Annotated in this window: 14 protein-coding genes; 8 read left to right on the top strand and 6 right to left on the bottom strand. The window is 35.2% G+C overall.

Annotated features, from left to right (window positions below; translation table 11 throughout):
- Positions 1 to 52 precede the first annotated feature (52 nt).
- On the top strand, positions 53 to 1054 hold the full coding sequence (gene ccpA, locus ATN92_RS18485) for a catabolite control protein A (RefSeq protein WP_056954640.1): 1002 nt from the start codon (positions 53 to 55) through the stop codon (positions 1052 to 1054).
- Between the two features lie 56 nt (positions 1055 to 1110).
- Here the strand turns inward: ccpA and ATN92_RS18490 are convergent, their stop codons facing one another.
- From ATN92_RS18490 to ATN92_RS18505, 4 genes are all read right to left on the bottom strand, one after another.
- Positions 1111 to 1413 (bottom strand): hypothetical protein, encoded by a 303-nt coding sequence (locus ATN92_RS18490; RefSeq protein WP_056954642.1) that lies wholly within the window; start codon positions 1411 to 1413, stop codon positions 1111 to 1113.
- A 95-nt stretch (positions 1414 to 1508) separates the two neighbouring features.
- A complete protein-coding gene (locus ATN92_RS18495) occupies positions 1509 to 4268 on the bottom strand; it encodes a transglycosylase domain-containing protein (RefSeq protein WP_056954644.1) in 2760 nt (919 codons plus the stop codon).
- Positions 4269 to 4384: 116 nt separating this feature from the next.
- Positions 4385 to 5782 (bottom strand): dipeptidase PepV, encoded by a 1398-nt coding sequence (gene pepV / locus ATN92_RS18500; protein ID WP_056954646.1) that lies wholly within the window; start codon positions 5780 to 5782, stop codon positions 4385 to 4387.
- 66 nt (positions 5783 to 5848) lie between these two features.
- The gene (locus ATN92_RS18505; RefSeq protein ID WP_056954648.1) at positions 5849 to 7279 is read right to left on the bottom strand and encodes a glycerophosphodiester phosphodiesterase; all 1431 of its coding nucleotides are present in this window, start codon (positions 7277 to 7279) and stop codon (positions 5849 to 5851) included.
- A 66-nt stretch (positions 7280 to 7345) separates the two neighbouring features.
- On the opposite strand from ATN92_RS18505, the gene ATN92_RS18510 reads away from it, so the two are divergent.
- From ATN92_RS18510 to ATN92_RS18535, 6 genes are read left to right on the top strand one after another with little or no spacing between them, the layout of a single operon-like run.
- Entirely contained in the window at positions 7346 to 7681 is a 336-nt protein-coding gene (locus tag ATN92_RS18510; protein WP_025084658.1) for a hypothetical protein, read from the top strand.
- A complete protein-coding gene (locus tag ATN92_RS18515) occupies positions 7681 to 8292 on the top strand; it encodes a metallophosphoesterase family protein (RefSeq protein ID WP_056954650.1) in 612 nt (203 codons plus the stop codon). The genes ATN92_RS18510 and ATN92_RS18515 overlap by 1 nt, the downstream gene beginning before the upstream one ends.
- Positions 8293 to 8298: 6 nt before the next feature.
- Positions 8299 to 9666 carry a bifunctional metallophosphatase/5'-nucleotidase gene (locus ATN92_RS18520; RefSeq protein WP_056954652.1) on the top strand — a complete coding sequence of 456 codons (1368 nt, stop codon included), beginning with the start codon at positions 8299 to 8301 and terminating at the stop codon, positions 9664 to 9666.
- Positions 9667 to 9675: 9 nt separating this feature from the next.
- Positions 9676 to 10224 (top strand): YutD family protein, encoded by a 549-nt coding sequence (locus ATN92_RS18525; protein WP_056954654.1) that lies wholly within the window; start codon positions 9676 to 9678, stop codon positions 10222 to 10224.
- The gene (locus ATN92_RS18530) at positions 10221 to 10997 is read left to right on the top strand and encodes a TIGR01457 family HAD-type hydrolase (protein WP_056954656.1); all 777 of its coding nucleotides are present in this window, start codon (positions 10221 to 10223) and stop codon (positions 10995 to 10997) included. Before ATN92_RS18525 ends, ATN92_RS18530 begins: the two co-directional genes overlap by 4 nt.
- Positions 10990 to 11589 (top strand): TIGR01906 family membrane protein, encoded by a 600-nt coding sequence (locus ATN92_RS18535; RefSeq protein ID WP_056954658.1) that lies wholly within the window; start codon positions 10990 to 10992, stop codon positions 11587 to 11589. The genes ATN92_RS18530 and ATN92_RS18535 overlap by 8 nt, the downstream gene beginning before the upstream one ends.
- Before the next feature lie 10 nt (positions 11590 to 11599).
- Here the strand turns inward: ATN92_RS18535 and ATN92_RS18540 are convergent, their stop codons facing one another.
- Both ATN92_RS18540 and ATN92_RS18545 read right to left on the bottom strand, forming a co-directional pair.
- Positions 11600 to 12241, bottom strand: a complete 642-nt coding sequence (locus tag ATN92_RS18540) for a VTT domain-containing protein (RefSeq protein ID WP_054644002.1) — start codon at positions 12239 to 12241, stop codon at positions 11600 to 11602.
- A 93-nt stretch (positions 12242 to 12334) separates the two neighbouring features.
- Positions 12335 to 13330, bottom strand: coding sequence for an NAD(P)/FAD-dependent oxidoreductase (locus ATN92_RS18545; protein ID WP_056954659.1), 996 nt, complete (start codon positions 13328 to 13330; stop codon positions 12335 to 12337).
- Positions 13331 to 13408: 78 nt separating this feature from the next.
- On the opposite strand from ATN92_RS18545, the gene ATN92_RS18550 reads away from it, so the two are divergent.
- The gene (locus ATN92_RS18550; protein WP_056954661.1) at positions 13409 to 13795 is read left to right on the top strand and encodes a CvfD/Ygs/GSP13 family RNA-binding post-transcriptional regulator; all 387 of its coding nucleotides are present in this window, start codon (positions 13409 to 13411) and stop codon (positions 13793 to 13795) included.
- The last annotated feature ends 221 nt before the right edge of the window (positions 13796 to 14016 follow it).

Here is a 14016-nt window from a genome sequence, read left to right on the forward strand (position 1 = left end):
CTGATAAATTAAAGTTAATTAATGAAAATATTGTTTGAGAGAGTGAATATTGATGGACAAAAAAGTAGTAACAATTTATGATGTAGCTGAAGCTGCTAATGTTTCAATGGCTACAATTTCACGTGTAGTTAATGGGAACGCTAATGTAAAAGAAGAAACAAGAAAACGTGTTTTGGAAGTAATCGATCGTTTGAACTATCGTCCTAATGCGGTTGCTCGTGGTTTGGCAAGTAAGAAGAGTACAACTATTGGTGTTATTTTACCAGATATCACTAATTTATACTTTGCTTCATTGGCTAAAGGTATTGATGATGTTGCTTCAATGTACAAGTACAATATCATTTTGACAAGTTTACAAGAATCTGTTGGTGATGAAGAACAAATTTTGAATAACTTGCTTTCTAAACAAGTTGATGGACTTATTTACATGGGTAAGCAATTATCAAAGAAATTGAAGCGTATTCTTGCAAACTCAAAGACACCAATCGTTTTGGCTGGTTCAGTTGATAAGAATAATGAAAGTGCCAGTGTAAATATTGATTTTACAGATGCTGTTGCTAGTGTTGTAAGTCAATTAACACAAAATGGTCACAAGAAGGTTGCCTTCGTGGGTGGTAGCCTTGAAAATCCTATTGATGGAAAATACAGATTAGATGGTTACAAAAAAGCTTTGAAAAAGGCACATCTTAACTTCTCATCTAACTTAGTATTTGAAGCTGAATATTCAGTTCGTGCTGGAGAAGCAATTTGGGATGCTATTCACAGTAGCGGTGCTACAGCTGCTTATGTTACAGATGACTTGTTGGCAGCTGGTATTCTTAATTCAGCTGTTAAGGCTGGCGTTAAGGTTCCAGACGACTTCGAACTTGTTACAAGTAACGATACGGTGCTTTGTGAAGTAACACGTCCAAAGATGAGTTCTATCGAGGAACCATTGTATGATATTGGTGCGGTTGCTATGCGTTTGTTAACTAAGATGATGAATCAAGAACAAATTGATGAAAACACAGTTAAATTACCATACAGCATTGTAAAACGTGGTTCAACAAAATAGTAAGATCATAAATAAAAAGCCTTGAGAGTGAAGTTATTTTCATTCTCAGGGCTTTTTTACTTGCTCTTGATTGATTTTCTTTGTTTATGTAATTCCCAAATAATAACAACGATATATCCGAAAGCAACTAATGAAAGTCCACCGGTAATAATTGAACTTAATTCGTAAGGCATATCGAAGAATCCAGATAGGATGGAATAAAGGGTGTTAGCTAGTACGATCAATGCTAAAGTAAAAGATTTATCCCATATTTTGATGTTGTGTTTAATTTTGTAACCAATCACGATTAGGATAAACAAAATTAAAATGGCAGCAACTATATATAAAGTGTTTTGCAAGAATTCAGGACTAAAGTACATACTATTCTCCTTAGATCTAAAGTAACGAAACTTATTCTATCATAGTTTTTCAATTGCATAAAAAAAGCAGGCATCCGAAGATGTCTGCTTTTTAATTATTCACCTGCTGGTGGAGTTGTTGAACCTGTGTCAGTACTGGCTGATGAAGAGTTACCAGTAGTTTCAGTACTTGATTGTTCATTAGAACTTGAACTAGTACTATTTGAAGATTCTTTTTCTTCACTTGAGCTACCAGAGCCGGATCCAGAACCAGAGCCTGAACCTGTTCCTGAGCCAGTACCAGTGTCGGAATTACTGTTAGATATGTTTGATCTAGCGGTTGATTCTGTTGTTGCTGAATTGGATGAAGAATTATTGTTAGTAATTACTTGTGATGAATCACTACTGTTTGAACTATTACTGAAACCAGAAGTACGACCGCTTCCGTTTTCTTGAGCTAATTCATTGGCAGACTTACTATCGTCACCAAGACGTTTTACAGTACCGTAACTGTTGCTACGTCCGAAGTAGTTATCCCAGAATAGTTTGTAATTCTTAGCCTTACCACCAATAGCAAAGTTATTGTAAGACATATCACGAGGACTACCTTTGTAATAAAGCGAGGTAGTTGTATGTTGATCAACCTTAGAAGTGACACCATTGTAACCAATTGTACCAACGTTAGTACCTGTTTCTTTGTCGACCTTGTAAGATTGAACACCACTTGGTCTAGTAAAGGCGGTATGAACGTTAAGAACACTTTGATCCTGTTTGTAAACGGCATTTGCCATCTTCGCCCAGAGTTCTTGGTTAAGGTCAGTCGAATTACTTGATAGATTGTAATTGTTACCGTAGAAATTATCGTAACCAATCCAAGAAGCTAAAGTCATACCATCGGTACTACCAATGAACCAGTTGTCACGATAGTCATTTGATGTACCAGTTTTACCAAAGAGATTCTTGGTACTGAAGTTAGCTTCATATGAAAGAGCAGAAGCAGTACCTTTAGTTACAACACCGTGAAGCATGTTCTTGATGATGTATGAAGTTTGTTTACTGAAGACACGAGTACGAGAATCTTTATGTTTATAAATATCGGTACCAGATGGGTCAGTAACTTCAGAGACAACATAAGGATCAACGTGGACACCCTTATTAGCAAAAGTAGAGAAAGCACTGGCTTGTTGAAGTACAGTCACACCAGATGCAGTACCACCTAAGGTAATACCTAATTGTTGATATTCTTTATCAGAAAGATGAATTCCCATCTTAGACATATACTTTTCAGAATCAACGCCGTGTTGTCTGATGTAGTTATAGAGGTTAACTGAAGGAATATTGTATGATTCTTCCAAAGTTTCACGAGCAGAGATGAAACGATTTTGAATTGTTTCACCGTAATCAGTTGGTGAGTACTTCTTGAAGCTAGTCTTGAAGTCGGCCAACATTGATTGTGAACCAATTAATCCATTTTCGATCGCTGGAGCAAAAGTAATCAACGGTTTAATAGATGAACCAGGTGATCGTTTAGTATCGAAGGCATGGTTATTTTGTGATTTCTTGAAGTTAACACCACCAACGAAGGCTAAAACTTGACCAGTCTTGTTATCTAATAAGACGGAACCATTTTGAACTGGTTCGGAAACTTTAATACTCTTACCAGTATTAGGATCAGTTGCGTTGTCAGTATGAGTTGTTCCCAAGTTATCTTTATATTCTTGAGCTTGCTTGTTTAAAGCAACGTATAAACTCTTATTGATTGTACTGTGAATCTTGTAATTCTTGTTATGTAATTCTGTATCTGCTTGAGTCCAATATCTTTCATAAAGATTCTTGTCTTTGATCAAGTCTTTGTACTTAATACCATCATTCTTGGCTAGACGTTTAATTAAAATCGTTCTGGCTTGAGAAGTTAGGGTATTGTACAAGTAACCATACTTGATACTTTGACTGTCAGCTTTTTCTGGCTCTTGGAAATCATTCTTCAAATCAAATTTCTTAGCTTGATTGTATTGAGATTCAGAAATTTGATTATCACGATACATACGATATAAAACGATGTTTTTACGTTTTAAACCAAGACTTATATTATCTTTGATTCTTCCACGCTCGTCATATGGCGTATAGATAGAAGGACTTTGAGGCAATCCGGCGATGAAAGCTGATTCTGCTAGATTCAAATCTTTAGCATCCTTGCCAAAGAGACCCTGAGCGGCAGCTTGCACACCTTGAATGTTTTGTCCCTTATTATTACGACCAAAAGTAGCGGCGTTTAAGTAATCTGCTAGGATTTCATCCTTAGAGAAATACTTGTCGACACGCATGGCCAAGAAAATTTCAACGGCTTTACGCTTCCAAGTTGTTTCCGATGATAACATTTGCATTTTAACTGTTTGTTGGGTCAAAGTAGATCCACCAGTTTGTGCACCGATACCAGTAATATCAGAAATAATAGCTCTAAAGATAGACTTAGGAACGACACCCTTATGACGATAGAAGTCACTATCTTCAGTTGAGACGATAGCTTTCTTCAAATAAGGTGACATTTCATTGATTGAAATCTTAGTACCCTCAAGGTCCTTTTGAAGACTCTCAATTTTTTGACCATCGGCAAAGTATAGAGTGGCTGAATTGTTTACATCTTGAAGTTCGGTTCTCATCTCGGTTTTGGTAGGAACACTAACTTGATTCGTTAATGCTGAAACATATCCCATTCCGAGACCTACAGCTAAACTTAAAATAATAAATAGACCAGCGATAGAGTAGAGAACAATTCTTCTAATGATCTCTATTGTAAGATTAGCTTTGTTAGCAAAATCGGACCAGCTCTTAATACTTTTGAACCAATTGACAATGCTATTCCATAAATTTTTCACTTTTAAATAAGCTCCCTTAAAAAGTTACATACCGTAATTATATAATAAAATTGATTTAGAAGTGTAAAAACAAAAAAAGTTCCATAGAAAAGAATTTCTACGGAACTTTTATTAAGTTACTTAATCAAGCGGTAGATAGCGTCTGCATAGATTGCAGTTGCCTTTAATAATTTATCAATATTAATATATTCATTAGGTTGATGCATAACGTTTTCGTCACCAGGGAACATTGCACCAAAGGCAATTCCATGTTTCAGAATTCGACCATAAGTACCACCACCAACAGTGAATGGTTCAGTTTGGTCATCAGTATGATCACGATAAGCACCAACTAAATCTTGAACTAAAGGATCATCTGCGTCAATAAAGTGAGGCAATTGGTTGTGTCCTTCAATTACGGCTGTAACATTTTCTGGTAAGTGTTGATTGATCTTTTCAGTTAATGTATCACCGTTGTCACCCTTTGGATAACGAATGTTCAATAAAATGTTAGCTTGGTCTTGATCGTATTCATAGATGTTAGGTGAGAGTGTTAATTCACCCATAACGTCATCTTTGTTAGCAATTCCCAAATGTTCGCCTGCAAAGTCGAGATGTAAATCATTAGCAATGAATGAGAAGTATACTTTTTCACTATCATTTAAATTCAAAGTAGTTAAGAATTTAGCTAAGTAAGTGGCAGCATTAATACCATTGAATGGTTCCATGGCATGTGCACCCTTACCGATAATTTGTACTTTGATAGTATCGTTTTCAGTAGTTGTATTACCTTTGACTTCACTATTTTCAGCTAAGAAATTATTTAAACTATCTTTTAGCTCTTCAGCCTTGATAGAATTCAAATCTAATTCAGCTTCAGCATTTTGTGGGACCATATTAGGTCTAATACCAGCATTGAAGCTCTTAACTAAACCAATTTCTGGAGTAGGGAAGTTAACTCTAAATGAGACAATACCTTTTTCACCATTGATAGCTGGGAATTCAGCATCAGGAGAAAAGCCTGTTTCAGGAAGAGTTTCTTTTTCCATATAATGGTTGATACCAACCCATTCACTCTCTTCATCGGTACCTAAAATTAATTGAGCTTTCTTAGAAGTTGGTAGCTTCAATTCTTTAATGATCTTCATAGCATAGTAGGAAGCCAAACTAGGTCCTTTATCGTCACTAGCACCACGAGCGTAAAAGTTTCCGTCTTTAATAACTGGATCAAATGGATCTGTGTTCCAACCTGGTCCCTCAGGAACAACGTCGACGTGTCCCAAAATAGCAATAGCTTCCTCACCATCACCAAATTCAATTCTTCCAGCTAAGTTATCAACGTTTTTAGTTTCGAAACCATCACGGTCTGCAAAATGTAAAAATGTTTGAAGGGCTTTGGCTGGTCCAGGTCCTAATGGAAAATCACTAGTTTTATGTTCGATATCTCTTGAACTGTCAATACTTACTAATTCAGAAAGATCGTTGATTAATTCATCTGAACGATGTGAAACTTCTTTTTCCCAATCTATAGACATGTATCTTTGACCTCCACATGAAGTTTTATATATTTTACCAAAGGTTTGGATTAATGGCTAATTTACCTAAATTTTCTTTATGGAATCGTTGTCATTATTTAACGAGAAATCAATAAATAAATTATTGAAATCAGTTAGTAAATCAGCATTCTTAACTGTTTGATCGGTTGATGGTTTAACCAGAGAAATATTTTCTAGCAAGTCGATATTTTTCAACCTTTGTCCTTGAGGTAAGTCATAGTAGCTTTGTTCACTATCGTTACCTAAGTAATTGTCAGGATTCAATTGAATTAAAACATTTTTAGCATTAATCCAACCATTTTTCAATTTTAACCAAGTTTGTGAGCCAATACGTTGAATAGTGATGATCTTTTCAGGTTTGTTGGCTTCGATACGATTAGCAACAGGACTCTGATCGTCTGGTTCGCTGTAAAGAAAGTTATTGGGTTGTTGATGACGATAAATGACTTTGGCACCGAAATATTGACGTAAATCTTTTAAAACATATTCAGAGTTAAAGCCAGTGGCATTAGCAAATTCATTTTCACCTATTTGGACGTATTTTTGACCATTAGACTTAATGATATTAGTAATGTGATAACCACCTAATGGCTCAACCACTTTCTTAGTTTTGATCAAACGATAAGGATTTTCGTAAACAGGTTCTTCCTTGGAGCTCATGTAGTAAACGTTTTGATTGATAACCTGACTCTTAGACTTATCTTTTAATTCCCGATATTCGTTACCAGTAGCAGGATAATTAGTAACGACACCGTCAATAGGCATATTGATCAGAGTATTCCATTTTTTAGGACTCTCGTTCATTTCATCCCAAACGTAAACACTTTTGCCCATGTAGTGCATAGTGTTGATTATTTCAGGTGTAACGATAGTAGAAGATAGATTAACACCGGTGACATACTGTAAAATATCAAAGTTGACACGTTTGATTGTTCCGGCAATAAAGATACGAGGGATGTTCGGCATTAATTGAGCTTCGTTTTCCAAACTCTTGGTAGAGAAGGAATGGAACATAACGCGATTTTGCATACCATATTGATCGATAACCTGTTTGAGCAAGGCTTCCATATTTTGTGGATTACCTTTTTTAGTCTTTTTTGTTTCAATCAGAAATTTGGCCTTAGGGTTATTCTTGTAGTGTTCGAAGACTTGGTTCAAACTATGAATTGATTCGCCGTTTTTTTGTTTTAGTGAAGCCAGATCTGAAAAATTGTGTTGCGATACAATAGCAGAAGTTCCAGTAACACGTTCTAGGTCACGATCATGCGAAACGACTAGGACATTGTCTTTAGAAACATGAATGTCTAACTCAACGTAATCGGCGCCTTCCGCAAAAGCTTTATCAAAACTTTCAAAAGTTTCTTCGGGGGCGTTGATTGGATCACCACGGTGACCGATAACAGTAAATCCACTGGCAAAGAAGAAAAGCAGTAGTGCCAATGATATTTTGAAAAGATTGAGACTTTTTGAAATCATAATTAACTCCCTAACTTTTTAGATATTATATACTAAAATAAGTAGTGAAATGTGAGGTAGTAACAAATGGATAATGAAAAGCAAACACTCGATATTATTGAACAAATAACTCGTAATGATGGGACCAAGTATTATGAGCTCGCTAATATCGTCATGAATGGTCGTGCTGAAAAAGCCGCTGAATTAGGAATGATCAAAGAAGTTAGAATCTTAAAACTTAATATCCCACACTCATCAGCCGTACAAGTCTATGAAGACTATGTTAACGAAAATTATACAGTTCCACCGATGGATTTGACAGAATGGGTTGAATACAAGAAACCAGAAGGCAAGATTCAAGATGCCTTCAATGAAATCCTTAAAGCAAATAAAATAATTTCAAAGGATGATAACGCTGAATAATGAATTACTTTATAGCAGATACACACTTTTATCATTATCAATTATTAGAACCAAATAACTTTGCACCAAGACATTTCGGTAATGTTGACGAGATGAATCAAGCAATGATTGATGCTTGGAATGCACGTGTCGATGATAACGACCGTGTTTATCATCTGGGCGATATTTCCATGCGTCCACAGGATTATCCAACCAATCAAGAGACTTATGATATGTTACGTCAATTGAACGGTCATATAACTCTGATTAAAGGAAACCACGATTATCATGCACTTTTCAAATTTATTGATAAACATAATGTGACAATGGCCGATGGCAAGCCTAAATATGAGTTTGAAGATGTCGGCTCATTATTGAAGTTTGATCACCATCAATTTTATTGTACGCATTATCCAATGTTATTGGGAAAAGTTGATAAAATAATTAATTTACATGGACACATTCATCATTATTCTGTACCAATTCCAGAAAATATCAATGTTGGAGTTGATGCTCCTGAACGTGATTTATTGTCCGAGGATTTACCTTGGGGCTCACCATTACGCGGGGAAGAGATCCTAGAAATGTATGATAAGAAGAAAAAAGAGTTAGCAAAGATGCAAAGAAAGTAGGCTACTATGGAAAAAATTCAAATAGTTCATACTAACGATCTACATTCTCATTTTGAAAACTTTCCTCGGATAACTCGTTTTATTGAGCAGACTCGTCAAAATAGTACTGCTGATGATTTTTATTTATTCGATATCGGGGATGCAATGGATCGAGCTCAACCTTTAAGCGAGGCAACTAATGGTCAAGCTAATATTGCTTGGATGAATCCACTTCATTATGATGCCGCCACAATTGGCAATAATGAGGGTTTGGGTAACAGTCATGAAGAATTGGAACATTTGTACGATCATGCTAATTTTCCTGTTATTCTGGGTAACTTATATGAAGAAAAGAACAATAAACTGGCCGATTTTGCTGTGCAATCGAAGATTTTTACTACTAAAGCTCAGACTAAAATTGGTGTGATTGGTTTGACGGCACCATTTATTTTGACTTATCCATTATTGAACTGGGACATTCGTTTAATACAGGATATGTTGCCTAAAGTTTTACAAGATGTGAAAGACTGCGATGTGATTGTTCTCTTATCACATTTGGGCGTTTCCATGGATCGATTAATTGCCAGTAAGCATCCAGAAATTGATGTTATTATCGGATCACATACTCATCATCTCTTTCCTAAAGGGGAAATGGATAATGGAGTTTTACTGGCAGCGGCTGGTAAATATGGTCAAAATGTAGGGACTATTAATTTAGAGTTGAATCAGGATAAGCAAGTGATTAAGAAGAATGCCTTTACCACACCAACTTCATCTATGAAAGTATTGGATACTGATGCTGCCTGGATTGAAGCACAACATGATAAAGGTGAGGAATTGTTGAATCAAAGACAAGTTGCCAATTTGCCAGTTACTTTGAGCAGTGACTACCAAGCAGATCATTCAATTATTCAAGAAGCTTTAACGGCAGTACAAGAATATGCTGATACGGAAGTAGCCATATTAAGTTCAGGTCTATTTTTGAAGGATTTACCTAAGGGCGTAATTACTGAGAAAAACTTACATGATATTTTGCCACATGCAATCCATGTAATGAAAACAACTATGACGGGCGATAATGTTTGGCGCTTAGTTATGGAAATGGAAAAGAACCGTTTGTATTTGCGAACACATCAACAAAAAGGGATGGGATTTCGTGGTAAGATATTTGGCGAACTCATTTATAGAGGAATTACAGTTGATGATAAACGTAATGTATATATAAATGGTCAAGAATTAAATAGAAATCAAGAGTATACTTTAGCTTTATTGGATCATTACTTATTTGTTCCGTATTTTCCTTCTATAGAGATAGCGGGTAAGAACAAAATTATGTATCCTAAGTTCTTAAGAAATGTTTTTGGTGAATATTTAGGAAAGAAATATCCGATTTGAGGTGATTGTTTGCAGGAAGTTGAGAATAATACCACAACCAAATTAGCTGATGTTATTGTTCTGGCTGATAACCTAATTACGATTAATAAGACCCAGTACAGAATCGTTGAAAATCACGACGATGGATTTAGTAAAGAACGTATTGAAGAACGATATAATAATGTTTTAGATAAATACGATTATATTGTCGGAGACTGGGGTTATGATCAATTAAGATTTAAGGGTTTTTATGAAGATGAGAGAAAAGAAAGTACTCTAGATACCAGAATCTCCTATTTGGAGGATTACTTGATAGAATACTGTAATTTTGGTTGTGCTTATTTTGTCTTAGAGAAGATCAAAAAGGCACCATTGAAAAATGGACGTCGTAATAATAAATCTAATCATAAATTTCATACTCGTAATAATAGAACTAAACATTCTAGTAATACGAATAATAACACGAAGAATAAAGTTAATAGTCAGAAGAAAAAGAATAAAGTCGCTAAACGTCGTGTAAAGAAAACTACGGCTAAGAAGACTTTTAAAATTAGAAAAATAGGTGAAACGAATAAATGAAGTATCAAACATATTTAATTGATTTAGATGGAACAATGTACCGTGGAAAAGATAAGATTCCTGAAGCAAAGGTATTTATCGATAATTTGAATGCCAAAGGAATTGATTATTATTTTCTAACGAATAATACAACTAAGACACCACAACAAGTGGCAGATAATTTAACTAATAACCATCAAATTTCTGCAAAAGCAGATCAAGTGGTAACACCATCGCTTGCTACGGCAGCTTATGTTAAGAATATGTTTGATGATGATGTAGAGAACCATTCAGCTTATGTTGTTGGAGAATATGGTTTAAAGAGTGCTGTTTTTGGTACTGGTATTAAATTGAACGAAACTAATCCAGATGTAGTTATTGTGGGATTAGATTATGATGTTACATATCATAAATTCGAATTAGCTACCTTAGCTATCAAACGTGGGGCATTCTTTATTGGTACCAATGCGGATACTAATTTACCCAATGAACGTGGATTAGTTCCTGGTGCTGGTTCGGTAATTTCATTAGTCGAAACGTCTACTCAACAAAAGGCTAAGTATATTGGTAAGCCAGAACGAGACATTATGGACTTTGCTGCTAAGGCTAAGAATTTTGATCCTAAGACGGCTTTAATGGTGGGAGACAACTATAATACTGATATCAAATGTGGAATCAACGCCAATGTTGATACATTGTTAGTCTACACAGGTGTAAGTACACATGAAGATATTGCTAAACAGGAGATCAAACCTACTCATGAAGTAGAAAGTTTGGACAAGTGGGATGTCTAATACACAAAAGGATGGCTTTTACACAGCCGTTTTAGCATTATTCATTTTGACAACGGCAATTACGGTAACCATTTTTGCTAGCTATTTTTTGTTTGCTATCAATATTAGATTCTACAATCTGGATTCTTTGGTGAACCTGGACTATGGGACAGTTTATAAAAATTATGCTCAGATGATGGATTATTTGATTAATCCATTTAATTGGCATTTTCATTTGAGCAATTTTATTTCTTCACCAGCGGGTAGATTGCATTTTGAAGATTGTAAGAAACTCTTTCTGCTGAACTTTGGTGTCTGGATTGTTTCAGGATTACTGGTGGCTAAGTTTGGTAAAGTGCGAGCTCATTTTAATAAGGTTTTTCTCTGGATTGGTATTCTAGGAATCGTACTAGCCTTATTAATGTTGATTGATTTTGATGGATTCTTTGTGATTTTTCATGAAGTCTTGTTTCGTAATAGTGACTGGTTATTTGATTCGGGACGTGATCCTGTCATCAATATCCTACCGGAAGAATTCTTTACGCAATGTTTTGTACTATTCTTTATCCTTTTTGAAGGACTTAATTTTTGGGAAGCAAGAAAAAGAGCCTAAGACAAATGTCTTAAGCTCTTTTTTTGTTGCGATTTTTAAGTGCGGTAATCAAAACAGGAATCAGTGATACCAAGATGATGCCAAGGATAATCATTGAGAAGTGTTCTTGAACTGCGGGGATGTTACCGAATAAGTGTCCGGCAATAGAACAAATTAAGACCCACAAGAAGGCACCAATGAAATTAAACTTCAGGAAAGTTCGATAGTGCATGGTTCCACTACCAGCCACGAATGGAACGAAAGTTCTAATCAGTGGAATAAATCTTCCGATAGCAATAGTTTTACCACCATGCTTTTGGAAGAAAATATGTGCATCATGTAGATGCTCTTTATTGATCAGCTTACTGAGGTATTTATTTTCCGTTGCAAACTGTCCAAAATGTTCCCCGATTTCATAATTCATCGAATCTCCTAAGACCGCGGCAGCTAAGAAAATGATGAATAACAGCCAAGTTGATAATCCGTATTTTGGATTAGCTGCTAAAGCCATTGCTGCGAAAATCAAGGAATCACCAGGAAGGAAAGGTAAAATAACCACACCGGTTTCGATGAAAATGATAAGGAACATGATTAAATATGTCCAAAGACCGAAATTATTTACAATATTGACCATATGACTATCAATATGCAAAATGAAATCGACCAGACTCATTACGTAACTCAATCAATCAACTCCAGAATTCAAATTAGTTTACATTATACTAGCATAACTTAAAATTAGCTTTAATATTTTCTAAATTTAAAGTTATTTTTCGAAAATAGAAGTACTGTGCTCGAAGTAGTTCTTGTCAGGATAGAGATTACGTAGAGCCTTAGTCACTGCAATAGGGCCTTCGGCAAAGGCCGTTGTAATTAATTGTAATTTACCAGGATAAGTCACAATATCACCAATTGCAAAGACATTAGGTAGATTAGTTTCCATTTCTTGTGAGACCTTGATAAAGGGTCCTTGTAAGTCGATATTCCAACTGCGTAGTACTCGTGAATCAGAGACGAAGCCATAGTTAACAAGAAGTTTATCGGCAGTAACAGTTTTAATCTCATCTGATTTAACCATTTTAAGAGTCACATCGATTTTCTTTTGGTCATCAGAATTGTAGTTAACATCTTTAATAATAAAAGGATTAAGCTGTTCAACAGAAGAAGCATTTAACTTTTCAACACTTGATTCCATAGCACGATACTTGTTTCTTCTATGTATAAGGGATGTATGCTTTGCAATTTTACTGAGATCAATAGCCCAATCAACAGCAGAGTCACCACCACCAGCTACTAAAACATCTTTTCCTATATAGTCCTCAATGTCATTAACAAAGTAACTTAAATTGTTATCCTCAAGTGATTGGTCGTATTCAAATGTTAGTTTGCGTGGTTCGAAGGCACCATTACCGATAGCAATGATAATTGCTTTTGAAGTAATTTCACCATTAGTAGTTTTAATGGTCCAAGTATCATCCTCGTTTCTATCTATAGAAGAAACAGAAGTACTTAGATACTTATCACAGTCTAGAGTATTTAATTGAGTAGTTAATTGCTTACTGAGTTCAGTGCCTGATATCTTAGGTAAAGCTGCTATATCGTAAATATGTTTTTGTGCATACAATGTTTCAGGTTGACCACCTAGTTTAGGTAAGCTTTCAATTAGAGCTACATTCAAACTGCGTAATCGTGCAAAGTAGGCAGCAAACATACCTGCGGGGCCACCACCTATGATTGAAATGTCATAAATTTTATCATTCATAATCTTAGTCACCATTTTCTGTTATATAATCTATAGATACATTGTTACATATTTAGAATCTAAAAAGGTGGAAAAATAATGAGAATAGGAGATAAACTTACCGGAACCATTTCGGGAATTCAATCTTATGGTGTATTCGTTAAACTAGATAGCACTCATCAAGGATTAATTCATATTTCGGAGTTAAAACATGGATTTGTTTCTAATATAGAAGAAAGATACAAAGTAGGTGATGAAGTTCAGGTAGTAGTAATGGGTATTGACGAATATAATCAAAAGATCAGTTTATCTACAAGAGCTTTGAATCCTGAAAAGGTAGGACGTCCCATTTTACATAAACATTTCTGGACAGATTACCGTGATAAAATCGGTTATAAGACCATTGCTAAGGAGAAAAACGACTGGGTAAACAGCGCAATGGCGCTAATTTCAGAAAAAAAGCGAAAAAAATCAACTTTTTTGTAAAAAAGGGTTGCAACTCTCTTATTCGATTGGTAATATATATCTTGTTGTTGCGACAGAGCAATGGCATCAACGCTTTGAAGCTTTATTGCTTCTCCGTTGATTCCAAATTATTTTAAAGAAGTGCTTGACATGTTCTTGTTACTTCGATATGATAATTAAGTTGTCTGTTGGATGACTCCTAACTGGTTATCAATTCGTTGATAATTAGTTAGAAAAATTAT

It is taken from the genome of Companilactobacillus bobalius, assembly GCF_009764355.1.

What these genes read in the sequence shown, in the direction of transcription:
- ccpA (WP_056954640.1), top strand. Translation starts at nt 53, where the DNA reads ATGGACAAAAAAGTAGTAACAATTTATGATGTAGCTGAAGCTGCTAAT.
- ATN92_RS18490 (WP_056954642.1), bottom strand. Translation starts at nt 1,413, where the DNA reads ATGTACTTTAGTCCTGAATTCTTGCAAAACACTTTATATATAGTTGCT.
- pepV (WP_056954646.1), bottom strand. Translation starts at nt 5,782, where the DNA reads ATGTCTATAGATTGGGAAAAAGAAGTTTCACATCGTTCAGATGAATTA.
- ATN92_RS18505 (WP_056954648.1), bottom strand. Translation starts at nt 7,279, where the DNA reads ATGATTTCAAAAAGTCTCAATCTTTTCAAAATATCATTGGCACTACTG.
- ATN92_RS18510 (WP_025084658.1), top strand. Translation starts at nt 7,346, where the DNA reads ATGGATAATGAAAAGCAAACACTCGATATTATTGAACAAATAACTCGT.
- ATN92_RS18515 (WP_056954650.1), top strand. Translation starts at nt 7,681, where the DNA reads ATGAATTACTTTATAGCAGATACACACTTTTATCATTATCAATTATTA.
- ATN92_RS18520 (WP_056954652.1), top strand. Translation starts at nt 8,299, where the DNA reads ATGGAAAAAATTCAAATAGTTCATACTAACGATCTACATTCTCATTTT.
- ATN92_RS18530 (WP_056954656.1), top strand. Translation starts at nt 10,221, where the DNA reads ATGAAGTATCAAACATATTTAATTGATTTAGATGGAACAATGTACCGT.
- ATN92_RS18535 (WP_056954658.1), top strand. Translation starts at nt 10,990, where the DNA reads ATGTCTAATACACAAAAGGATGGCTTTTACACAGCCGTTTTAGCATTA.
- ATN92_RS18540 (WP_054644002.1), bottom strand. Translation starts at nt 12,241, where the DNA reads ATGAGTCTGGTCGATTTCATTTTGCATATTGATAGTCATATGGTCAAT.
- ATN92_RS18545 (WP_056954659.1), bottom strand. Translation starts at nt 13,330, where the DNA reads ATGAATGATAAAATTTATGACATTTCAATCATAGGTGGTGGCCCCGCA.
- ATN92_RS18550 (WP_056954661.1), top strand. Translation starts at nt 13,409, where the DNA reads ATGAGAATAGGAGATAAACTTACCGGAACCATTTCGGGAATTCAATCT.